The organism is uncultured Lacinutrix sp. (assembly GCF_947500325.1).
Lineage (GTDB): Bacteria > Bacteroidota > Bacteroidia > Flavobacteriales > Flavobacteriaceae > Lacinutrix.
The window spans coordinates 57,574-81,920 of record NZ_CANMRQ010000008.1 but is presented as its reverse complement, the minus strand read 5'-3'; the positions used below and the strand labels follow the sequence as shown (position 1 = coordinate 81,920).

Annotated in this window: 20 protein-coding genes and 1 riboswitch; of the genes, 16 read left to right on the top strand and 4 right to left on the bottom strand. The window is 31.9% G+C overall.

Annotation, left to right across the window (positions count from 1 at the left end):
* Positions 1-444: 444 nt before the first annotated feature.
* The 14 genes from ilvD to argH all read left to right on the top strand — a co-directional run bounded on the left by ilvD (position 445) and on the right by argH (position 16,507).
* Positions 445-2,121, top strand: a complete 1,677-nt coding sequence (gene ilvD / locus Q0997_RS11540) for a dihydroxy-acid dehydratase (protein WP_299889008.1) — start codon at positions 445-447, stop codon at positions 2,119-2,121.
* Between the two features lie 30 nt (positions 2,122-2,151).
* A complete protein-coding gene (gene ilvB / locus Q0997_RS11535) occupies positions 2,152-3,885 on the top strand; it encodes a biosynthetic-type acetolactate synthase large subunit (RefSeq protein WP_299889006.1) in 1,734 nt (577 codons plus the stop codon).
* Between the two features lie 2 nt (positions 3,886-3,887).
* Positions 3,888-4,415 carry an acetolactate synthase small subunit gene (gene ilvN, locus Q0997_RS11530; protein ID WP_299889005.1) on the top strand — a complete coding sequence of 176 codons (528 nt, stop codon included), beginning with the start codon at positions 3,888-3,890 and terminating at the stop codon, positions 4,413-4,415.
* Positions 4,416-4,427: 12 nt separating this feature from the next.
* Entirely contained in the window at positions 4,428-5,930 is a 1,503-nt protein-coding gene (gene ilvC / locus Q0997_RS11525; protein ID WP_299889003.1) for a ketol-acid reductoisomerase, read from the top strand.
* 2 nt (positions 5,931-5,932) lie between these two features.
* Complete coding sequence (ilvA, locus tag Q0997_RS11520; protein ID WP_299889001.1) at positions 5,933-7,195, top strand: threonine ammonia-lyase IlvA; 1,263 nt, start codon at positions 5,933-5,935, stop codon at positions 7,193-7,195.
* Positions 7,196-7,709: 514 nt separating this feature from the next.
* The gene (locus Q0997_RS11515; protein ID WP_299888999.1) at positions 7,710-8,324 is read left to right on the top strand and encodes a GNAT family N-acetyltransferase; all 615 of its coding nucleotides are present in this window, start codon (positions 7,710-7,712) and stop codon (positions 8,322-8,324) included.
* A complete protein-coding gene (locus Q0997_RS11510; RefSeq protein ID WP_299888997.1) occupies positions 8,321-9,499 on the top strand; it encodes an argininosuccinate synthase domain-containing protein in 1,179 nt (392 codons plus the stop codon). Before Q0997_RS11515 ends, Q0997_RS11510 begins: the two co-directional genes overlap by 4 nt.
* A gap of 2 nt (positions 9,500-9,501) precedes the next feature.
* Positions 9,502-10,479 carry an N-acetyl-gamma-glutamyl-phosphate reductase gene (argC, locus tag Q0997_RS11505; RefSeq protein WP_299888995.1) on the top strand — a complete coding sequence of 326 codons (978 nt, stop codon included), beginning with the start codon at positions 9,502-9,504 and terminating at the stop codon, positions 10,477-10,479.
* Between the two features lie 36 nt (positions 10,480-10,515).
* Entirely contained in the window at positions 10,516-11,316 is an 801-nt protein-coding gene (proC, locus tag Q0997_RS11500) for a pyrroline-5-carboxylate reductase (protein ID WP_299888993.1), read from the top strand.
* Complete coding sequence (locus Q0997_RS11495) at positions 11,313-12,437, top strand: aminotransferase class III-fold pyridoxal phosphate-dependent enzyme (protein ID WP_299888991.1); 1,125 nt, start codon at positions 11,313-11,315, stop codon at positions 12,435-12,437. The genes proC and Q0997_RS11495 overlap by 4 nt, the downstream gene beginning before the upstream one ends.
* A complete protein-coding gene (locus Q0997_RS11490) occupies positions 12,434-13,369 on the top strand; it encodes an acetylornithine carbamoyltransferase (protein WP_299888989.1) in 936 nt (311 codons plus the stop codon). The genes Q0997_RS11495 and Q0997_RS11490 overlap by 4 nt, the downstream gene beginning before the upstream one ends.
* Positions 13,370-13,371: 2 nt before the next feature.
* On the top strand, positions 13,372-14,148 hold the full coding sequence (argB, locus tag Q0997_RS11485) for an acetylglutamate kinase (protein ID WP_299888987.1): 777 nt from the start codon (positions 13,372-13,374) through the stop codon (positions 14,146-14,148).
* Positions 14,145-15,209, top strand: coding sequence for a M20 family metallo-hydrolase (locus tag Q0997_RS11480; protein WP_299888985.1), 1,065 nt, complete (start codon positions 14,145-14,147; stop codon positions 15,207-15,209). The genes argB and Q0997_RS11480 overlap by 4 nt, the downstream gene beginning before the upstream one ends.
* 11 nt (positions 15,210-15,220) lie before the next feature.
* The gene (gene argH / locus Q0997_RS11475) at positions 15,221-16,507 is read left to right on the top strand and encodes an argininosuccinate lyase (protein ID WP_299888983.1); all 1,287 of its coding nucleotides are present in this window, start codon (positions 15,221-15,223) and stop codon (positions 16,505-16,507) included.
* Positions 16,508-16,543: 36 nt separating this feature from the next.
* Here the strand turns inward: argH and leuB are convergent, their stop codons facing one another.
* Genes leuB through Q0997_RS11455 form a run of 4 tightly spaced genes read right to left on the bottom strand, consistent with a single transcriptional unit; the run spans position 16,544 to position 20,860 of the window.
* Positions 16,544-17,662 carry a 3-isopropylmalate dehydrogenase gene (leuB, locus tag Q0997_RS11470; protein WP_299888982.1) on the bottom strand — a complete coding sequence of 373 codons (1,119 nt, stop codon included), beginning with the start codon at positions 17,660-17,662 and terminating at the stop codon, positions 16,544-16,546.
* 40 nt (positions 17,663-17,702) lie between these two features.
* Positions 17,703-18,296: a 3-isopropylmalate dehydratase small subunit gene (gene leuD, locus Q0997_RS11465; protein WP_299888980.1), complete on the bottom strand. Its 594-nt coding sequence runs from the start codon at positions 18,294-18,296 to the stop codon at positions 17,703-17,705.
* A 1-nt stretch (position 18,297) separates the two neighbouring features.
* Positions 18,298-19,680 carry a 3-isopropylmalate dehydratase large subunit gene (gene leuC, locus Q0997_RS11460; RefSeq protein WP_299888979.1) on the bottom strand — a complete coding sequence of 461 codons (1,383 nt, stop codon included), beginning with the start codon at positions 19,678-19,680 and terminating at the stop codon, positions 18,298-18,300.
* A 4-nt stretch (positions 19,681-19,684) separates the two neighbouring features.
* Entirely contained in the window at positions 19,685-20,860 is a 1,176-nt protein-coding gene (locus Q0997_RS11455; RefSeq protein ID WP_299888977.1) for a 2-isopropylmalate synthase, read from the bottom strand.
* 148 nt (positions 20,861-21,008) lie between these two features.
* On the opposite strand from Q0997_RS11455, the gene Q0997_RS11450 reads away from it, so the two are divergent.
* Together Q0997_RS11450 and Q0997_RS11445 are read left to right on the top strand one after the other, a co-directional pair.
* Complete coding sequence (locus tag Q0997_RS11450) at positions 21,009-22,559, top strand: hypothetical protein (protein ID WP_299888975.1); 1,551 nt, start codon at positions 21,009-21,011, stop codon at positions 22,557-22,559.
* A gap of 189 nt (positions 22,560-22,748) precedes the next feature.
* A riboswitch (SAM riboswitch) is annotated at positions 22,749-22,873 on the top strand.
* Between the two features lie 140 nt (positions 22,874-23,013).
* A complete protein-coding gene (locus Q0997_RS11445; RefSeq protein ID WP_299888973.1) occupies positions 23,014-24,306 on the top strand; it encodes an O-acetylhomoserine aminocarboxypropyltransferase/cysteine synthase family protein in 1,293 nt (430 codons plus the stop codon).
* Positions 24,307-24,347: the final 41 nt, after the last annotated feature.

The window sequence follows — 24,347 nt, the reverse complement described above, 5'->3', positions numbered from 1 at the left end:
AGTTTTATAATTTTATCATTCAAATGAAAAAACAAATAGTAAATATCATTTCAATTATTGTCATTGTGATTATTTCACAAGGCTAAGGAATGGTGTATAAAAATAAATTTAATATTTAAAAGCCTTCCGAAACGGAAGGCTTTTTTTATTCAGTTACAATATGAAATTAGTAAACAGCATTATTATAATTATTGTCATTATTAACTCGACCTGAGTTGATACAGAAAGCTGTTTTGTAAAATAAAGCCTGTATCAATTTTGATGCAGGCTTTTTTTTATGAAAAAAAACATAGTTGGATGTAACAGTAAATTGAATTTAAGTAATTGATAATTAAGTTTTTAGGTGTGTAAAGAATGCTTTGAATTTAAGAAGTATTAAAGGAATAGAAAAATGAAGAAAAGTAAAACATATAATTTCGAAATATAAAAGAAGATATAATTAAAATGATATTAAATAAATACAGTAAAACAGTCACTCAGGATCCAACGCAACCAGCAGCTCAAGCTATGTTACATGCTATTGGGTTAACAAAAGAGGATTTTTATAAACCTATTATTGGTATCGCAAGTACTGGTTATGAAGGGAATCCTTGTAACATGCATTTAAATGATTTAGCAAAGTTATCCAAGCAAGGAACTAAAAATGAAGATGTAGTTGGTTTAATCTTTAATACAATAGGAGTTAGTGATGGTATTTCTATGGGAACTCCAGGTATGCGTTATTCGTTGCCATCACGAGATATTATTGCAGATTCAATGGAAACTGTAGTGCAAGCGATGAGTTACGATGGATTAATTACCGTTGTTGGCTGTGATAAAAATATGCCAGGTGCTTTAATGGCAATGATTCGATTAAATAGACCTAGTATTTTAGTATATGGAGGTACCATAGATTCTGGATGTCATAATGGAAAGAAGTTAGATGTCGTTTCTGCTTTTGAAGCTTGGGGAAGTAAAGTAGCTGGTACTATGACCGAGAATGAATATCAAAATATTGTTGAAAAAGCATGTCCAGGAGCTGGAGCGTGTGGAGGTATGTACACGGCAAATACTATGGCATCTGCTATAGAGGCTTTAGGCATGACGCTTCCTTTTAATTCCTCAAACCCTGCGCTTAGTGATGCAAAAAAGAAAGAAGCTATTAAAGCTGGAGAAGCTATTAAGGTTTTATTAGAAAAAGACATAAAACCAAGCGATATTATAACACGAAAATCTCTTGAAAATGCAGTGAGATTAGTAACGATTTTAGGAGGTTCTACAAATGCAGTATTGCATTTTTTAGCAATTGCAAGGGCAGCAGATATTGATTTTACTCTAAAAGATTTTCAAGAGATTAGTGATACTACTCCTTTCTTAGCAGATTTAAAACCTAGTGGAAAATACTTAATGGAAGATGTACATGCAGTTGGAGGTATACCTGCAGTATTAAAATATCTTTTGAAAAAAGGCTTAATTCACGGTGATTGTTTAACTGTTACAGGAAGAACTATTGCTGAGAATTTATTAGATGTTAATGATTTGTCTGAAGGGCAAGAGGTTATAAAACCAATAGAAAAACCAATTAAAATTTCAGGGCATTTAAGAATGTTATATGGGAACCTTGCTAAAGAAGGAAGTGTTGCAAAAATAACAGGAAAAGAAGGTTTGCGTTTCCGAGGCAAAGCGAAGGTTTTTGAAGGGGAATACGATGCTAATGATGGTATTAGAGACGGGAAAGTAGAAAAAGGAGATGTTGTTGTTATTCGTTATGAAGGGCCAAAAGGTGGACCAGGAATGCCAGAAATGTTAAAACCAACAGCAGCGATTATGGGTGCTGGTTTAGGAAAAGATGTTGCCTTAATTACCGATGGCCGTTTCTCTGGAGGAACGCATGGTTTTGTAGTTGGTCATATAACACCTGAAGCACAAGAAGGAGGGACAATTGCTCTTGTTAAAGATGGAGACTATATCACTATCGATGCAGAAACAAATAGTATTGTCTTAGAAGTTCCTGAAGAAGAATTAAAGCAGAGAAAACAATATTGGAAAGAGCCTGCTCTTAAATTTAAACGCGGCGTACTTTATAAATATGCAAAAACAGTTTCATCAGCATCAAAAGGATGTGTAACAGATGAGTTTTAGAGAAAAAAATAATCCTAATAAGGTTCAATTATGAATACAGAAACAATAACAGCTAAAGTAAAAGAAACAATAACAACAACTCGTATTTCTGGTAGTGAAGCAGTCGTACGTTCTTTAATTGCTGAAGGTGTAGATATTCTATATGGCTACCCTGGTGGCGCTATTATGCCTGTCTATGACGAATTGTATAAGTTTCAAGACGAGATTCAACATGTTTTAACACGTCACGAACAAGGAGCTACACATTCTGCACAAGGCTATGCTCGTATTTCTGGAAAAGTTGGTGTAGCAATAGCTACGTCTGGTCCAGGGGCTACCAATTTAATTACCGGTATAGCAGATGCTCAAATAGATTCTACTCCTATGGTGTGTATTACAGGGCAAGTAGGATCTCATTTATTAGGAACAGATGCTTTTCAAGAAACTGATGTTATTAGTATCTCAACTCCAGTAACTAAGTGGAACCATCAAATAACAAAAGCATCTGAAATTCCAGAAGTTTTAGCAAAGGCATTTTATATCGCTAAAAGTGGAAGGCCAGGACCAGTATTAATAGATATTACTAAAGATGCTCAATTTGAGGAATTAGATTTTACTTATAAAAAATGTGAATCTATTAGGAGTTATAAGCCAGTTCCAGAAACATCTAATGAGAGTTTATACGCTGCAGCTAAGTTAATTAATGAAGCTAAGAAACCATTAGTGGTTTGGGGACAAGGTGTGATATTAGGAGCAGCAGAAACAGAATTTAAAGCTGTTATTGAAAAGGCCGGCTTGCCATCAGCTTGGACAATCTTAGGCGCTTCAGCAATAGAGACTAATCATCCGCTAAATGTTGGTATGGTTGGTATGCATGGTAATTATGCACCTAATGTGTTAACAAATGAATGCGATTTATTAATTGCGATTGGTATGCGTTTCGATGATCGAGTAACTGGAAATTTAGAGACCTATGCTAAACAAGCAAAAGTAGTTCATTTTGAAATCGACCCAGCTGAGGTAGATAAAAATGTAAAAACTGATGTGGCAGTTTTAGGTAATTCTAAAGAAACATTGAAAGCTTTATTGCCATTGTTAAATAAAAATAGACATGAAGAATGGCATCAAAAATTTAAAGACTTATATAAAATAGAACTAGAGAAAGTTATAAATAACGATTTATACCCTGTTAAAGAAGGTTTAACTATGGGCGAAGTTGTTAAAGAAATAAACAAACAAAGTGGCGGTAAAGCAGCTATTGTTAGCGATGTTGGTCAACATCAAATGATTGCCTGTCGTTATGCAGAGTTTAATGAAACTAAAAGTAATATTACTTCTGGTGGTTTGGGTACAATGGGATTTGCATTACCAGCAGCTATTGGTGCAAAAATGGCTGCGCCAAATCGAGAGGTTGTAGCCATAATTGGTGATGGTGGTTATCAAATGACTATTCAAGAATTAGGAACTATTTTTCAAACTAAAGTCCCTGTTAAAATAGTGGTTTTAAATAATGATTTTTTAGGGATGGTGCGTCAATGGCAGCAACTGTTTTTTGATAAGCGTTATGCGTCAACAGAAATTCAAAACCCTGATTTTGTAGCTATAGCTAAAGGCTATTCAATTAATGCTAAAAAAGTCACTAAACGTGAAGAATTAGCAGCAGCTGTAGAAGAAATGATGCAGTGTAAAGAAGCTTATTTTTTAGAGGTTTCAGTAGAAAAAGAAGCGAATGTATTTCCTATGATACCTACAGGCGCAAGTGTTTCAGATATAAGATTAAGTTAGTTATGGAAAAAGAAAAACAATTATACACAGTAACAGTATATACAGAAAACAACATCGGATTGCTTAACCGTGTTTCAGCAATTTTTCAGCGTAGACATATAAATATTGAAAGTATCAATATTTCAGTTTCAGAAATAGATGGTGTATCAAGATTTACAATATTGATTAATGTTTCAGAAGAGCAGATGAAAAAAATCATTGGTCAAATTGAAAAGCAAGTAGAAGTTATTAAAGCATATTACCATACAGATGATGATACAATTTATCAAGAATCTTGTTTGTTTAAAGTAAAATCAGACTTACTGTTCGAAGAACGTCAAATTCAAAATATAATTAAAGAAAGTAATTCTAGAATTGTTACAGTGAATAAAGAATTTTTCGTGATTGAAAAATCGGGAAGAAAAAACGAAATCGAATTATTATATAGAGAATTAAAACCTTTTGGAATTATGCAATTTGTTCGTGCTGGACGTATTGCAGTTACTAAAGAACCTATGGAAATTTCAAAAATGCTAGAAGCATTCAATTAAAAAAATAAAAAAATGACAAATTATTTTAACACATTACCGTTAAGAACTCAATTAGAACAATTAGGAAAATGTCGCTTTATGGGTGCTTCAGAATTTGAAGACGGAGTAAGCTCATTAAAAAATAAAAGAATTGTAATTGTTGGTTGTGGAGCACAAGGTCTAAATCAAGGATTGAATATGAGAGATTCTGGATTAAATATTTCTTATGCATTACGGCAACAAGCTATAGATGAAAAAAGAGCTTCATTTGTTAATGCAAGCACTAATGAATTTAATGTAGGAACATACGAAGATTTAATTCCTACGGCAGATTTAGTATTAAATCTAACGCCAGATAAGCAACATACAAATGTTGTTAAAGCAGTGATGCCTTTAATGAAAAAAGGAGCAACATTATCTTATTCTCATGGCTTTAATATTGTAGAAGAAGGAACGCAAATTCGTAAAGATATTACTGTAATTATGGTTGCTCCAAAGTGTCCAGGTACAGAAGTGCGTGAGGAGTATAAACGTGGTTTTGGTGTGCCTACATTAATTGCTGTACATCCTGAAAATGATCCTGAAAATAAAGGTTGGGAACAGGCAAAAGCATATGCAGTGGCAACAGGTGGTCATAAAGCAGGTGTCTTACAATCGTCTTTTGTGGCTGAGGTTAAGAGTGATTTAATGGGAGAACAAACGATTTTATGTGGTTTGTTACAAACGGGTGCTATTTTAAGTTTTGATAAAATGGTAAATGAAGGTATTGAAGCTGGTTATGCAGCAAAATTAATTCAATTTGGATGGGAAACGATTACTGAGGCATTAAAGCATGGAGGTATTACAAATATGATGGACCGCTTATCTAATCCAGCGAAAATAAAAGCTTACAAATTATCTGAAGAATTAAAAGCTATTATGCGGCCTTTATTTGAAAAGCATATGGATGATATAATCTCTGGTCATTTTTCAAAAACGATGATGGAGGATTGGGCGAATAACGATACTAATTTATTAAAATGGAGAGCAGAAACTGGAGAAACTGCTTTTGAAAAAACAGCATTAACTACAGAACATATTTCAGAACAAGAATACTTTGATAATGGAGTGTTGTTAGTTGCTTTTGTTAAGTCTGGAGTAGAATTAGCGTTCGAAACAATGGTAAGTGCTGGTATTATTGAAGATTCTGCTTATTATGAATCGCTTCATGAATTACCATTAATCGCTAACACAATTGCCAGAAAGAAGTTGTTTGAAATGAATAGAGTGATTTCTGATACAGCAGAATATGGTTGTTATTTATTTGATCATGCTTGTAAGCCTTTATTGACTGAGTTTATGAAAACGGTAACTACAGATATTATAGGCAAACCATTTAATACATCAAATGGAGTAGATAATATAGAGCTTATTGCTGTAAATGATGCTATTAGAAATCATCCAATTGAAAGTATTGGTAAAGAATTGCGAAGTGCAATGACCGCAATGAAAATTATAAAATCTGATGTTAAATCTCAAGAGGCTGCTCTAGTATAATCATGGAAGTTCAGACGACTTATTTTCCAACGATAGAAGCAGTAGAAGTCGCAGCTAAAAAACTTAAAGGCGTAGCATCAATTACGCCTTTAAGCACAAATGCAAATTATTCAAAACAATTTAATTGTAATGTACTCTTTAAAAGGGAAGATTTACAAGTAGTACGTTCGTATAAAATTCGTGGTGCTTATAATAAAATGTCTTCACTTACTAATACTGAGATCGAAAACGGAATTGTTTGTGCAAGTGCTGGTAATCATGCGCAAGGTGTAGCTTTATCATGTAAAATATTAAAAATAAAAGGAACTATTTATATGCCTTCACCAACACCTAATCAAAAGGTGGAACAAGTAAAAATGTTTGGGGAAGAGTATATTGAAATAGTTTTAGAAGGAGATACTTTCGACGATTCTTATTATGCAGCAAAATTAGAATGTGAACGATTAAATAAAACGTTTATTCATCCATTTAATGATGAAAAAGTTATAGAAGGACAAGCTACAGTTGCATTAGAAATTTTAAAGCAAACTGAAACACCTGTTGATTATATTTTTGTTCCTGTTGGTGGTGGTGGATTGTCTTCTGGGTTATCTACTGTTTTTAAATACTTGTCACCAAAAACAAAGATTATAGGTGTAGAGCCTGAAGGCGCACCATCAATGTCTACATCTTTTAGGAATAATAGAAACACAGAATTAAAATATATAGAGAAGTTTGTAGATGGTGCAGCTGTGCAACGTGTGGGTGATTTAAATTATACTATATGTAAGCAGAACCTATCAGACATGATTACAGTTCCAGAAGGCAAAGTGTGTGAAACTATTTTAGATTTGTACAATAAAGATGCTATTGTGGTCGAGCCTGCTGGAGCGCTTAGTATTTCTGCTTTAGATTTTTACAAAGAAGAAATAAAGGGAAAGAATGTGGTGTGCGTTGTTAGCGGAAGTAATAATGATATTACAAGAACAGCAGAAATTAAAGAGAGAGCTTTATTGTATGCTAATTTAAAACACTATTTTATTATTAAGTTCCCACAAAGAGCAGGTGCTTTAAGAGAGTTTGTAGTCGATATTTTAAGTCCTACAGATGATATCACGCATTTTGAATATACTAAAAAAACCAATCGTGAAAATGGTGCTGCTGTTGTTGGGTTACAACTAAAATCTTCAAAAGATTTAGAGCCTTTAATTACTAAAATGAAGTTGCATAATTTTTATGGAGATTATTTGAATGATAAACCAGATTTGTTTCAGTTTTTAGTATGAAACTTCTAAATCATTACTAGTGTAAATTGTATTTAATGCTATTTTTTTATCATAAAAATGAGATATTACAAAATATATAAGCTATAAAATAATAAAACAACAATTCTTTAAATAAAGAATTGTTGTTTAGTGTTTTATAAAAATAAATAAATACATTTGTAGTAATGAAATTTACATTAAAAAATAAAAATAGAGTCGAAAGGCCCACAAGTTTGTCACTACGCAAGCGACGTAACTAATGCTTATATCTTAGAGCTAATAGTTTACAATACATTTTTATTTTTATTTCATTTTTTTGACACCAATTACATACATACAGTTTCTTTTAAATTTAGTTATTATCTCTAATAACACTATAACTGTACGCCGCTTTTTCCCGCGTCGCCCGTAAGGGTATACTTCTATTTTATGAACTTAGGTGAGTCCGGTTCTTCTTTCAAAAATCAAATCATTCAATTAAAAACCAAGATAATAAGCCTTCAAGGTTTCTATTATCTGTAAAATATAGTAACTAATGAAGATTAGTATTACTGACAAATCACATAGCATATATGCTAATACAATCTGTGAAACTATTTCTAATGCTGCACAAATAAGAGGCACAGGAATAGCTAAAAGAAAGCCGGAATATATCATTTCTAAAATTGAAAGAGGTCATGCTGTTATAGCTCTAGATCAGGGCATTTTTGTTGGCTTTTGTTATATCGAATCATGGAATCATGGAAAATTTGTAGCTAACTCTGGATTAATTGTGCACCCAAATTATAGAGGGAAAGGCATAGCGAAGCAAATAAAGAAAAAGGTATTTGAGCATTCCCGGACTACATTTCCAAAAGCTAAAATATTTAGTATTACTACAGGTTTAGCAGTAATGAAATTAAATAGCAACCTAGGTTATAAACCAGTCACTTTTTCAGAATTAACCAGTGATCAAACATTTTGGAAAGGTTGTCAAACCTGTAAAAACTATGATGTTTTACAACGTACTAATCAAACAATGTGTTTGTGTACAGGTATGTTATATGATCCTGAATCTAAAGATAATAAAGTAAAAAAAGTAAAAGACAGCACTTTTAACCGATTAAAAAATATAAAACAAACTCTGTTTTTAAAAAAAGAAAAAAAATGAAAAAATTAGTATTAGCGTATAGTGGCGGATTAGATACCTCTTACTGTGCAGTAAGCTTAAGTAAAGCAGGTTATGATATACATGCAGTTTCTGTAAATACTGGCGGATTCACTTTTCAAGAAATAAAAGGTGTCGAGAAAAATGCCTATAAAATGGGCGTTTCTGCCTATAAAAATATTGATGCAATTTCTACCTTCTATAATAAAGTAGTCAAGTATTTAATTTTTGGAAATGTATTAAAAAATAATACGTATCCACTTTCTGTAAGTGCAGAACGAATTGTTCAAGCTATTGAAATTATAAAATATGCAAAAAGTATAAATGCAGAATATGTAGCGCATGGAAGTACAGGAGCTGGCAATGACCAAGTTCGTTTTGATATGGTTTTTCAAACCTTAGCTCCAGAAATTAAAATTATAACACCTATAAGAGATCAAAAATTAACCAGACAGCAGGAAATAGAATTTCTTAAGAAAAATGAAATTGATTTGTCTTGGGAAAAAGCAAAGTATTCAATAAATAAAGGGCTTTGGGGAACAAGTATAGGTGGCGAAGAAACATTAACATCAAGTACGCCTTTGCCAGAAGTAGCGTATCCGTCTCAATTAGTAAAACAACAGGAAGAAAAAGTAATATTGACTTTCAGTAAAGGAGAACTAACGGCAGTAAATAGAATTAAAAATACTTCAGAAAAAAATATAGAAATAGTAAATAAAATAGCTTCTGCTTATGCTATAGGAAGAGATATTCATGTTGGAGATACTATAGTTGGAATAAAAGGACGTGTTGGTTTTGAAGCCGGAGCGGCTTTAATTATTATAAAAGCACATCATTTATTAGAGAAGCACACACTTACTAAATGGCAATTGCAGCATAAAGACTATTTGTCCAGTTTTTATGGTATGCATTTACACGAAGGACAATATTTAGATCCAGTGATGAGAAATATGGAAGCTTTTTTTCAAAGTACTCAAAACAATGTTTCTGGAGATGTGATTGTAAGTTTGAAACCTTATCATTTTAGTTTGGATGGCATAGTTTCTAAGCACGATTTAATGAATATTAAGTATGGGAGTTATGGAGAGGAAAACAAAACTTGGACTGCAGATGAAGTAAAAGGCTTTATTAAAATTGTTGGAAATCAGAACAAAATATATCAACAGGTAAATTCTTAATTATGATACAAGTCGGAATTATAGGTGGTGCAGGTTATACTGCTGGAGAATTAATTAGAGTGTTACTTAACCATCCAAAGGCAAAGTTGAATTTCATATTTAGTACTTCTAATGCTGGTAATAAAGTGCATAATGTGCATCGAGATTTATTTGGTTCAACAGATTTAAAATTTACTAGTAAAATTAATACAGAAGTAGATGTGTTATTTCTATGTCTAGGACATGGTAATTCTAAAGTTTTTCTAGACAAAAATAATTTTTCATCTACTACAAAAATTATTGATCTAAGTCATGATTTTAGGTTAGAAGGTAGTAGTGTTGTTAATACTAAAAACTTTGTTTATGGTTTGCCAGAATTTCAAAAAGAAGCTATAAAAAAAGCATCGTACATAGCAAATCCAGGGTGTTTTGCTACGACTATTCAATTAGCTTTACTACCATTAGCTAATAAGCAGAAACTCATTAGTGATGTTTGTGTTAATGCAGTTACTGGTGCAACTGGAGCAGGAACATCTCTTTCCGAAACGACTCATTTCACATGGAGAGATAATAACTTTTCATATTATAAACCTTTTTCGCATCAGCATTTGGGTGAGATTAATCAAACAATTGGCCAATTGCAAAAAGGTTTTGCATCAGAAATTAATTTTTTGCCTAATCGAGGTAATTTCTCAAGAGGCATATTTGCAACAGCTTACACAAAACTTGAAGACGATTTAGAGCATGTAAAAGCAATCTATCAAGACTACTATAAAGATGAAGCCTTTGTTTTTATTTCAGACGAAAATATTCATTTAAAACAAGTTGTAAACACTAATAAATGCATACTTCATTTGTATAAGCATGGTAACAAATTATTGATAACAAGTATTATAGATAATCTGTTAAAAGGAGCTTCTGGGCAAGCAATTCAAAACATGAATTTAATGTTTGGTTTTGATGAAACAGAAGGCTTAGAATTAAAAGCAAATTATTTTTAGAAAGGACATAAAGACTAATAACTAAAATATTAAAAAATGAAAATAGCCATTATAGGAGCAGGAAACTTAGGGAGTTCAATAGCAAAAGGATTAATAACAACTAACGCTATTACTTCTTTGCATTTAACAAAAAGGAATTTAGAAGAGATTCAAGAATTTGAAGGTTATAAAAATGTAACGCTAACTTCAGATAATATTCTAGCAGTACAGAAATCAGATATTTTAATTTTTGCAATTCAACCAAGGCATTTTGAAACTATTTTAAAACAGATAAAACCTTTTTTAAACGAAAACCATGTTGTTATTTCTACAATAACTGGATACTCGATTTCTAAGATAGAAACGGTATTAGGAGCGCATCAATTTATAATTAGAGCCATGCCAAATACAGCAATAGCCGTTGGTAAATCTATGACGTGTTTATGTAGTAATGATAAAGGAATACAACGCATAAAAGTAGCAGAAGCCATTTTTAATCGATTAGGAAATAGTATAAGTATACCAGAAACTCAAATGCAAGCAGCTACTGTTGTTTGCGCTAGTGGTATTGCCTTTTGGATGCGATTAATTCGTGCTACAACGCAAGCGGCTATTCAATTAGGTTTTGATGCAAAAGAAGCACAAGAATTAGCAATGTATACAAGTGAAGGAGCTGCTAGCTTGTTAATTACTAATGGCAATCACCCAGAAGAAGAAATTGATCGTGTAACAACGCCAAAAGGTTGTACAATTGAAGGTTTAAATGAAATGGAGCACAAAGGATTAAGTTCTTCGCTTATTCAAGGTATGGTAGCATCGTTTAATAAGATAAATAACATTAAAAAGAATCAAATATGAGTTTATTTAATGTTTATCCATTGTTTGATATAACACCTGTAATTGCAAATAATGTTTATGTATATGATAAAAAGGGAATACAGTATTTGGATCTTTATGGAGGACATGCAGTAATTTCTATCGGGCATTCGCATCCAAAATATGTCTTTGCGATTTCAAATCAAATTAAACAGATAGGGTTTTATAGTAATGCCGTTCATAATTCGTTACAAGTTGAATTGGCTAATAAATTAGAGGACATTTCAAATTGTAAAGACTACCAATTATTTCTTTGTAATTCTGGAGCAGAAGCAAATGAAAATGCATTAAAATTAGCATCGTTTCATACAGGTAAAAAGAAAGTTGTTGCATTTAAAAATGCATTTCATGGTAGAACTTCAGCTGCAGTCGCAGCTACAGATAATCCTAAAATTGTAGCTCCAATTAATAGCCAGCAAGAAGTTGATTTTGTTGGCTTAGGCGATATAAAAGCTGTAGATGCTATTTTAAAGAAAAAAGAAACATGTGCAGTTATTTTAGAATGTATTCAAGGTGTTGGTGGTTTAGATGAAAGTACAACTAAATTCTATCAAGAATTAAGTTTGCTTTGTAAAAAGTACAATACGCTTTTAATTGTAGATGAAGTACAATCTGGATTTGGTAGAACAGGAGATTTTTTTGCATTTCAAAAACACAATATTCAACCAGATATTATAACAATGGCTAAAGGTATGGGTAATGGTTTTCCTGTAGGTGGTATTTTAATTCATCCAAATATTAAACCTTCTTTTTGTTTATTGGGAAGCACTTTTGGAGGAAATCATTTGGCATGTGCAGCTACGTTATCTGTCTTAAATGTTATAAATGAAGAGCGTTTGATGCAAAATGTAAAAGAAGTTTCAGATTATTTTCTAGAAAAAGCGAGTGCATTACCTCAATTAAAAAAAGTAAAAGGAAGAGGATTAATGTTAGGTCTAGAATTTGATTTTCCTATAACATCATTAAGAAAAGCATTGCTCTATAAACACAAAATATTTACTGGAAGTGCTAAAAATGCTAATATTTTAAGGATTCTTCCGCCATTAACTATTCAAAAAATGCATATCGATAAGTTTTTTGAAGCATTACATAAAGAACTATGAAGCATTTTACAAATATATATGACATAGTTAATCTTTCCGAGACTATAAAAAACGGAATAGAATTAAAAAAAGAACCTTATACATTTTCAGAACTCGGGAAGCATAAAACATTAGTGATGTTATTCTTTAATGCGAGTTTAAGAACACGTTTAAGTACAGAAAAAGCGGCAAAAAATCTAGGTATGGAAGTCATGGTTTTAAATGTAAATGATACTTGGAAATTAGAATTTGAAGATGGAACTGTAATGGATATGGAGAAGTCTGAACATATTAAAGAAGCAGCTAATGTTATATCTCAATATGCAGACATAATTGCGGTTAGAGCATTCCCTAGTTTAAAAGATAAAGAGAAAGATGAGTCAGAATATGTTTTAAATAGTTTTATAAAATATGCGACTGTTCCTATTATAAATATGGAAAGTGCAACTAGTCATCCATTACAAGCTTTAAGTGATGTAATAACTATTGAAGAATTAAAGACAACAAATAGACCAAAAGTTGTTTTGTCTTGGGCGCCGCATCCTAAAGCTTTACCTCAGGCCGTAGCTAATTCGTTTGTAAATATTATGAAAGCGTTACCAGTAGATTTAACCATTGTACAGCCTAAAGGATATGAATTAAATACTAAAATTACTGGAGATACCATTATTTCTTATAATCAAAAAGAGGCGTTTGCAAACGCAGATTTCGTTTGTGCTAAAAACTGGAGTAGTTATAATGACTATGGGGAAGTTTTGAATAGTGATCCAAGTTGGATGATAACTCAAGACAAGATAGGGCAAGCAAAATTTATGCATTGTTTACCAGTAAGGCGAAATGTTGTTGTAGAAGATACGGTTTTAGATAGTAATAATTCTATAGTAATGGCACAGGCCAATAATAGAACTTATGCTGCTCAAATAGTGCTAAAAAGTATTCTTGAAAATTTATAGTTATGGCAGTCTTGAAAGTTGTAAAAATAGGAGGGAATATTATAGATAACGAGATAATGTTACAAAACTTTTTACTCGAGTTTTCTAAAATAAAAGGACCTAGAATTTTAATTCATGGAGGCGGAAAATTAGCAACGCAATTAGCAAATAAAATGCAGGTTGAGGTTAATATGGTTGATGGAAGGCGAGTTACAGATGCTATTACACTTGATATTGCAACAATGGTGTATGCTGGTAAAATAAATAAAAATATTGTTGCTAAACTACAAGCTAATAATTGTAATGCTATAGGCCTTTCTGGTGCAGATGGTAATTGTGTTATATCTAAAAAACGACCAGTAAAAACTATAGATTATGGATTGGTTGGTGATGTTGTAAAAGTAAATATTGAAATTTTAGAGTTGCTATTACATAGTAATATAACGCCAGTTTTTTGTGCTATTACGCACGATAAACAAGGACAATTACTTAATACTAATGCAGATACCGTGGCTTCAGAAATAGCCATTGGGTTGGCTAATGTATTTGAAACAGAACTGTATTATTGTTTTGGAAAAAATGGTGTTCTAGAAGATGTAAATAATGAAGATTCTGTAATTGAAACTATTACTACAGAGCGTTATAAAGGACTTAAAGAAAAAGGAATCATAGCAAATGGAATGTTACCTAAACTAAATAATTGTTTTCGTGCCATTCAAAATAATATTAAGACAGTATGTATTGGGAAACCAGAAATAGTATTCAACAAAACGCTAAAGTATACAACCATTCAAAAATGAAATATCAAGAATTAAATAGGGAAGCCATTAGTTTGTTAAAGAAGCTTATAAAAACACCTTCATTTTCTACTGAAGAAAATGATACGGCAAATCATATTGAGCAATGGTTTGAAACGAACAATATTCCTTTTAAAAGAACTAATAATAATGTTTGGGCTACTAATAAATATTTTGACGAGGCCAAACCAACGCTATTATTGAACTCTCATCATGATACAGTAAAACCTAATAATGGTTATACTAAAGATCCATTCAATGCTCTAATTCAGGATGGAAAATTATATGGCTTAGGAAGTAATGATGCTGGTGGTTGTTTAGTGTCTTTATTGGCTACATTTAATCATTTTTATAATCAAGATCATTTAAATTATAACTTGGTAATAGTTGCTTCTGCCGAAGAAGAAAATAGTGGCGCTAATGGATTGAATAGTATGTTGTCTATTATTCCAAAAATAGATGTAGCTATTGTTGGAGAACCAACTTTAATGCATTTAGCTATTGCCGAAAAAGGGCTTGTTGTTTTTGATGCAGAAATAAATGGCACGCCAAGTCATGCCGCACATCCTAACAATGATAATGCAATTTATAATACAATAGAGGCTCTAAAATGGTTTAGAGATTTTAAATTTTCTAAAGTCTCTAATGTTTTAGGAGAAGTTAAAATGACAGTAACACAAATTAATGCAGGTAAACAGCATAATGCAGTACCGGCTAATGTGAATTTGGTAATAGATGTACGTGTAAACGATAAGTATTCAAATACAGAAGTTATAGAATTATTAACTAATAATTCACCTTGTAAAAAGTTGGTGCCTAGAAGTCTTAAATTAAATTCGTCTTCTATACCAGTAAGCCATGATTTAGTAAAAGCAGGGATAGATATAGGTAGACAAACATACGGTTCTCCAACCTTATCAGATCAGGCAGTACTTAATTGTCCGTCGTTAAAATTAGGCCCGGGAGATAGTAAGCGTTCTCATACTGCAGATGAGTTTATTTATCTAAAAGAAATAGAAGAAGGTATCGCTATTTATATTGAATTATTAGAAAAAGTATTATAAAATATATAATTATGAAATTGTGGGATAAAGGGATTGCAATAGATAAAAAGATAGATGAATTTACTGTTGGTAATGATAGAGAAATAGATTTACATATTGCTAAGTACGATATACAAGCATCGTTAGCACATGCTAAAATGTTACATAAAATTGAAATACTATCTAACGAAGAATTAAAGCAATTAGAAAAAGGTTTACAAGTAATAGAAAAGCAAATAAAAGCAGGAACTTTTAAAATAGGATTAGAATTTGAAGATGTACATTCTAAAATAGAATTTGAATTAACAAAACAGTTAGGAGATGTAGGAAAGAAAATGCATACGGCGCGTTCTAGAAATGATCAAGTATTAGTAGCGCTTCAATTGTATTATAAAGTAGAGCTAAATACTATTAAAGAAAAAACTAAAATATTTTTTGATACACTTATTGGTTTAGCTGAAAAACATAAAAATGTATGTATTCCTGGATATACACATTTACAAGTAGCTATGTCATCTTCTTTTGGGTTATGGTTTTCGGCTTATGCAGAACTACTTATTGATGATATTTATGTGTTGGATGCAGCTTTAAAAACAGTGGATCAAAACCCTTTAGGATCTGCAGCAGGTTATGGTAGTTCATTTCCAATAGATAGAGTGTTTACAACTCAAGAATTAGGTTTTTCAACATTAAAATATAATGTGGTAGCTGCACAAATGAGTCGTGGTAAGAGTGAGCGTGTAGTATCAACTGCTTTAGGTAGTATCGCAAATACTTTGTCTCGTTTTGCTATGGATATTTGTTTGTATATGAGTCAGAATTTTGGATTTGTTAGCTTTCCAGAAGAGTTGACTACTGGGAGTAGTATTATGCCTCATAAAAAAAATCCAGATGTATTTGAGTTAATTCGTGGTAAGAGTAATAAAATACAAGCATTACAAACAGAAATGTTGTTGTTAACTAATAATTTGCCAAGTGGTTATCATAGAGATTACCAATTATTAAAAGAGAATGTTATTAAAGCAATTGAAGAAACTAAAAATATATTAGACGTCTTTAATTATGCAATACAGAAGATTGTGGTTAATAGTATTGATTTAGATGATGAGAAGTATAAATACTTATATACAGTAGATAATATTAATAGTTTGGTAGAGAAAGGCATGTCATTTAGAGAAGCATATCAAAGTATAGGGAAACAAGTTCAAGATGATACTTATATTCCAGATATATCAAAGCAACATTCTCATATTGGAAGTATTGGTAATCTGTGTTTGGATGAGATTCGTAATAAATTCCCAAAGAAAAAAGCACCTTGATATCAAGGTGCTTTTTTAATATTTGACTAATAAATATTATATAATTGTAGATTGTCCTAAATGAATATTATTAAAGTTAATATTCGTATCATTTGGGTTACTAATAAAATCGGCAATAAAATCACCAACTTTAGATGTTGTTATATTATCGTAAACACTATTTAAATCTGGAGTTGTAATATTTAGTTTTAAAGATTTTTCTACACCAGTTTTAATAAGTTCAGCTTCATCAAATAATTCAAAATGCTCTAATAACATGGCTGCGCTTAAAATAGAAGCCACAGGATTAGCAATGCCTTTACCCGTTGCTTGAGGGTACGACCCATGAATAGGTTCGAACATAGCATAACGATCTCCAAGAGAAGCAGAGGCTAATAAGCCTATAGATCCACCAATAACGCTAGCTTCATCACTAATAACATCACCAAAAAGGTTTTCGGTTAAAATAACATCAAACTGTTTTGGGTTTAAAATCATTTGCATGGCTGCATTATCAACAAATAAAAAATCAAGTGTCACATCTGGATAATTAGGTGCCAGTTCTGTAACTACTTTACGCCACAAACGAGAGGTTTCTAGTACATTAGCTTTATCTACTAATGTTACTTTTTTACGTCGAGATTGTGCTGTTTTAAATGCCATTTGAGCGATACGTTCAATTTCGTAACGAGAATACTCGCATAAATCTGAAGCCGTATCTCCATCATCACTTAATTGCTTCTCTCCAAAATAAATACCGCCTGTTAATTCTCTATAAATACTAATATCTGTGCCAGAGACTATTTCACGTTTTAATGGTGATTTGTCTAAAAGTGTATCGTACGCTTTTACTGGTCTTACATTAGCATATAGACCTAATTCTTTTCTTAATTTTAATAAGCCTTGCTCTGGGCGTATTTTAGCACTTGGGTCATTATCATATTTAGGATGCCCAATGGCGCCAAATAAAATGGCATCACTCGATTTACACAAATCTAAAGTGCTATCTGGCAATGGGTTATTTTTCTCATCTATCGCAATAGCTCCAACAGGAGCTTCTTTAAATAAAAATGTATGATTAAATTCTAAAGCAATAGCTTTTAATACTTTTATAGCTTGCGATGTGACTTCGGGACCAATACCATCACCTGGTAATACTGCTATGTTTAATTTCATAGATAATATTTTTTATTCCTGCTAAAACAGGAATCTTGTTTTATTTAGTTAAGTTCTTAGCTTCAAAAGCTTCTATTTCTGTTTTTTTACTCAATAGGTAGTCAATATCATCATAACCATTTATTAAGCATGTTTTTTTATATGGATCAATTTCAAAAGCGTCTTTAAAAGAAGTGTCTACAACTGAAATCGTCTGATGTTCTAAATTCACTTCTAATTTAATTTCAGGTTTTTCAGTGATTTCAGCTAATAGCACTTTTAAAAATTCTGGCGAAACTTGAACAGGAAGTAGACCATTGTTTAAGGCGTTTCCTTTAAAAATATCTGCAAAGAAACTTGAAACAATAACCTTAAAACCATAATCGCTTAAAGCCCATGCGGCATGTTCTCTACTAGAACCGCAACCAAAATTATCGCCAGCAACTAAAATGCTGCCAGAATATTTTGGGTTGTTCAATGTGAAATCTTCATTTTTAGAATTATCCTCGTTAAAACGCCAATCTCTAAAAACATTATCACCAAAACCATTTCTGTCTGTTGCTTTTAAAAAGCGAGCAGGAATAATTTGATCTGTATCTATATTTTCAATCGCTAATGGAATAGCTTTCGACTGTAATGTTGTAAACTTTTCCATCTTAATTCAATTGTTTAGTTATGTCAATAATTTTGCCTTCAACAGCTGTGGCTGCAGCTACTAAAGGACTTGCTAAAATAGTTCGGGCACCTTGTCCTTGTCTACCTTCAAAATTCCTGTTACTTGTAGAGACACAGTATTCTCCTTGAGGAATTTTATCGTCGTTCATGGCTAAACAAGCACTACAGCCTGGTTGACGTAATTTAAAACCTGCTGCGTCAAAAATTGTTTTTAAACCTTCTTTAATAATTTGAGCTTCAACTTGCTTGCTTCCAGGAACAAGCCAAGCAGTTACATTATCTGCTTTTTGTTTGCCTTTTATGTAGTTTGCAGCAACTCTAAAATCTTCAATTCTTGAGTTGGTACAGCTTCCTATAAATACGAAGTTTATTGGTTTATTAACTAATGATTCTCCTTTTTTGAAATCCATATATTCTAAAGATTTTTCAAAAGAAGCATCGTTTAATTCTGGTATGTTTTCGGAAACTTTTATTCCCATTCCTGGATTTGTTCCATAAGTAACCATTGGTTCAATATCTTCGGCATCAAAAAAGTATTCTTTATCGAAGGTAGCGCCTTGATCTGTTGGTAATGTTTTCCAATAGTTAACTTTTTTATCAAAATCATTTCCAATTGGTGCAAATGTTTTTCCTTTTACATAATCAAAAGTGGTTTGGTCTGGAGCAATCATGCCTCCGCGTGCTCCCATTTCAATACTCATATTACAAACCGTCATTCTGCCTTCCATAGACATGTTTTCAAATACATCGCCTGCATATTCGCAAAAGTATCCTGTGCCAGCATTGGTGCCTAACTTAGCAATAATATATAAAATAACATCTTTAGGTAATACACCTTTTTTTAGTTTGCCATTTACAGAAACACGCAAGCTTTTTGGTTTTTTTAATAGTAAACATTGACTTGCGAAAACTTGAGCCACTTGACTAGTACCAATACCAAAAGCAATAGTACCAAAAGCGCCATGTGTTGAGGTATGGCTGTCTCCGCAAACAATAGTCATTCCAGGTTGAGTAATGCCCAATTCTGGAGCCATAACGTGAACAATACCATTATACTCGTGTCCTAATTCATAAAGTGTAATGTTATTTTTTTTACAATTATTAGAGAGTTGTTCTAGTTGTTTTCTAGAGTTCTCATCTTTAATTGGTAAGTGTTGGTTTTCTGTAGGTGTATTGTGGTCTGCAGTAGCCACAATTTGATTTGGACGAAAGATAGGAATCCTACGTTTTTCTAATTCATTAAAGGCTTGTGGACTAGTCACTTCATGAATTAAATGTTTATCTATATATAAAACTTGTGGGCCATTTTCTATAGAATCAACGACATGAGCATCCCAAACTTTATCAAATAATGTCTTCTTCATGATACTATGCACTTATTATTTGATTGTAAACTTTACTTGTTTCAATTATTTGATGAATGTCTCCATCATTAATCTCTTTCTTTTTGTCTGCAAAAGACAAGAAATTTGCGTAAACATCATCTAGTTGTAATTTAGTTAATTCATAACCAACATTCTTAGCTCTATAAGCTAAAGCTGCTCGTCCACTACGAGCCGTTAATACAATTGCAGATTCGGTGACTCCTACATCTTTCGGGTCTATAATTTCATACGTTTCTCTGTTTTTAATAACACCATCTTGATGTATCCCAGAGCTGTGAGCAAAGGCATTAGCACCAACTATAGCTTTATTGGGTTGAGTGTAAATGCCCATATTATCACTTACTAATTGGCTTAGGCCAAAAAGTTTTGTAGTGTCTATGTTTGTATCTAATTGTAAATCGGAATGTTGTTTTAAAACCATGACAACTTCTTCTAAAGCAGTGTTTCCTGCACGTTCTCCAATACCATTAATTGTACATTCAATTTGTCGTGCACCATTAATAACACCTTCAATAGAGTTGGCAGTTGCTAAACCTAAATCGTTATGACAATGACATGATAAGATAGCCTTTTCAATACCTTTTACATTCTCCATTAAATACTTCATTTTTTCGCCATATTCACTAGGAAGACAGTAACCTGTTGTATCTGGAATATTTAAAACAGTTGCTCCAGCTTTTATAGCGGCTTCACATACACGAGCTAAATACTCGTTATCTGTTCTACCAGCGTCTTCTGCGTAAAATTCAACATCTTCAACAAAAGATTTTGCATAACTAACAGCAGCAAAAGCACGTTTAATAATCTCTTCTCGATTAGAGTTGAATTTAAATTTTATATGAGAGTCGCTTGTACCAATACCTGTATGTATTCTAGGTTTTTTAGCATATTTTAAGGCATCAGCAGCTACTTTAATATCATTTTCTACTGCTCGAGTTAATCCGCAAACAGTTGCGTTTTTTACAGTTTTTGATATAGCAGTTACCGATTTAAAATCTCCAGGACTAGAAACGGGAAAACCAGCTTCAATAACATCGACTCCTAAATGATCTAATTGTTTCGCAATGACGACCTTTTGTTCGGTGTTTAATTTGCAACCCGGAACCTGCTCTCCGTCACGAAGGGTTGTATCGAATATTTGAATATGTTGTTTTGACATTTCTTAGAGATTTATTTTTCTATTGTACTACGAATTTATATTTTGGATAAATGCTAGACCGATAATAATAATATGGTTTTACGATGTTCAACACAAATAATTGAGTTTATTAATCTGATAATCAATTGTTTATATTTTATTTTAATTGATGACTAAAGATCAAAAAGACAACTTATTTTTATTGGTAAAATCCTTAACCAAATCTGAAAAAAGACAATTTAAGTTGTATGTTGGACGTTTGGGAGTGAACTCAGACTCAAAATTTTTAAGCGTTTTTAATGTTTTAGATAAAATGTCTGTTTATGATGAAAGAGTTATTCTGAAATCTACAGAGGTTAAAAAACAACAGTTAGCTAATGTAAAGGCCCATCTATATAAACAGATTTTAATTAGCTTAAAATTGAATCCTTCTCATCAAAATATAAGATCTCAAATTCGAGAGCAATTAGATTTTGCTTCTATTTTATACCATAAAGGTCTATACAAACAAAGTTTAAAAATATTAGATAAAGCAAAAGACCTAGCTATTGTAAATGAAGAGAAAAATTTAGCATACGAAATTGTTGAGTTAGAAAAGGTAATTGAATCGCAGTACATTACAAGAAGTATGAGTGGTCGAGCCGATGAGTTAACTATACAGGCCAAAGAGTTAAGTGCAGCTAATGTAATAGCTAGTAAGTTGTCAAATTTATCACTTCAATTGTATGGATTATTTTTAAAAACAGGTTACGTTAGAAACAAAGAAGAAAGTATATGGGTGCAAGATTATTTTGATAAACGTTTGCCAAAATATGATATTAAAAAATTAGGATTTCGAGAGAAATTATGGTTGTATAATGCGTATTTGTGGTATAGTTTTCTAATGCAAGATTTTTTGAATTGTTATAAATATGCTTCAAAATGGGTTGATTTATTTTATCAAAACTCTAATATGATTCATTTGAACCCTGTCTTCTTTTTGAAAGGAAATAACTACTTGTTAGAATCACTATTCTTTTTAAAAAATAGAGAAAAGTTTGAAAGTTCGCTTAACAAGTTGGAAGCGATAGTCGCTGAAAATAAGTTGCCTAATGATGAAAATGTAGAGGCTTTATCTTTTTTATATATCAATTTAAATAAAATTAATTTACATTTTATTGATGGCACTTTTGAAGATGGTCTAAGTCTAGTTCCAAAAATGGAACAAGATCTGGTTCGTTTTAAAAATAGAATAGATGAACATCATACTATGACTTTTTATTACAAGTTTGCTAGTTTGTATTTTGGAGCGGGAAAAAATAGAAAAGCAATTGAGTATTTAGGTAAAATAATTTCTAATAAAACATTAACAATGCGAGAAGATCTTTTATGTTTTTCTCGTGTTTTAAATTTAGTGGCGCATTATGAAGCTGGTTTAGATTACCATTTAGAAACACTATTAAGAAGTACTTATAAGTTTTTAATAAAAATGAATGACCTTCATGAAGTACAAAAAGAGATGATAAAGTTCATTCGTGGATTACAAGATATTTATCCGCATGACATAAAAAAAGCATTTAAAACATTACATAAAAAGCTGAAAATTTATGAAAATGATCCATTTGAAGGACGTGCATTTTTATACTTAGATATTATTTCTTGGCTGGAAAGTAAAATTGAAAACAAACCAGTCGATAAAATAATTAGAGAAAAGTATCTAGCTGAAATAAATAATAATTAAAATCTGATATAGAATAATTATCACATTAATTTGTATAGATAAATATTTTGTAAGATCATGTATTTGTAGATTTTAATTCACTTTAAAATGTTTTAAAATCATTTTTAATGAAAAAAAATCTTTTTTTATTTGGTAGAATAAAATCTTTTTCACAATATTTGTGCTCACAAAGTTCAAAGCTTTATTGAAATGTTATCAAGAAAGGTGGAGGGATTAGACCCTATGAAACCTTAGCAACCCTTAGATTTACTAAGAAGGTGCTAAATTCTACTTGAATGCGCAAGTCATTTTTTGCTATTTCGGATAGATAACCAAACGTAATCACCCATCTGTAGTTACGTATATTTCTTATAACATTTTTCTATTAAATATGCCTTTCGAGGCTGATTTGACTTTTGGTTTAATTGTGCTTTTTTATAAGCACTCATTTAATTAACTCAAAAAAATTAGAAAAATGAGTACACAAAAATTCGCAACGAAAGCGTTGCACGCAGGACACGATGTCGACAAAAATGGAGGTACAAGAGCTGTGCCTATTTATCAATCTACAGCATACGTATTCGATGACTCAGATGACGCAGCTGGAAGATTTAACCTATCTGTACCAGGGTTTATTTACACACGACTTAATAATCCAACAAATGATATTTTGGAGCAAAGATTGGCTGCATTAGAAGGTGGTGTTGGAGCTGTTGCTACAGCTTCAGGAACATCGGCTATAGCTACAACATTGCTAACACTTCTAAAGGCTGGAGATCATATTGTTGCTTCAAATAGTTTGTATGGTGGTACTTATAATTTATTGAGCGTGACTTTACCAAGACATGGTATTACAACAACATTTGTAGATCCGTCAAATCCTGAAAATTTTAAAGAGGCTGCGCAAGAAAATACTAGAGTATTTTTTATTGAATCATTAGGAAATCCAAAGTTAGATGTTTTAGATATCGAAGCTATTTCAAAAGAGGCAAAAGCATATAAGGTGCCTTTAATTGTAGATAATACAGTGGCAACGCCTTATTTATTAAACCCAATAAAATATGGAGCCAATATCGTCATTCATTCGTTAACAAAATATATTAACGGAAATGGAACCGCGCTTGGAGGTGCTATAATTGATGCTGGAACTTTTGATTGGTCTAGCGGAAAATTCCCAGAATTTACAGAGCCATCTGCTGGTTATCACGGGTTAGTTTATCATGAAGCAATTGGAGCGGCTGCATTCATTGCCAAAATAAGAATTGAAGGATTACGGGATTATGGTGGTGCTATAAGTCCATTTAATTCTTTTCAAATCATTCAAGGTTTAGAGACCTTAGAGTTACGTATAAAAAAACACAGTAGTAATGCACTTGCTTTAGCTAAGTGGTTGCAAGAACAACCTCAAGTAACATGGGTTAATTATCCAGGACTAGAGACTAGCAAATACAAAGATTTAGCAAGAAAGTACTTGCCAGAAGGGCAAAGTGGAATTGTAACTTTTGGTTTAGATGGTGGTTATGAATCTGCAAAAAAAGTAGTAGATAGTACAAAAGTATTCTCATTATTAGCCAATATTGGAGATACAAAATCATTAATTATTCACCCAGCAAGTACAACGCATCAACAGTTAAATGATACCGATCAAGAAAGTACAGGAGTAACAAAAGATTTAATTCGTTTGTCTGTTGGTATTGAAAATATTGAAGATCTTAAATCAGATTTAAAAGCTGCTTTCGAACTAGTTAAACAACCAGTTCTTTCATAATTTTTTTTAGTTAGATCGATGTTTGGAATTGAGTTACGCAT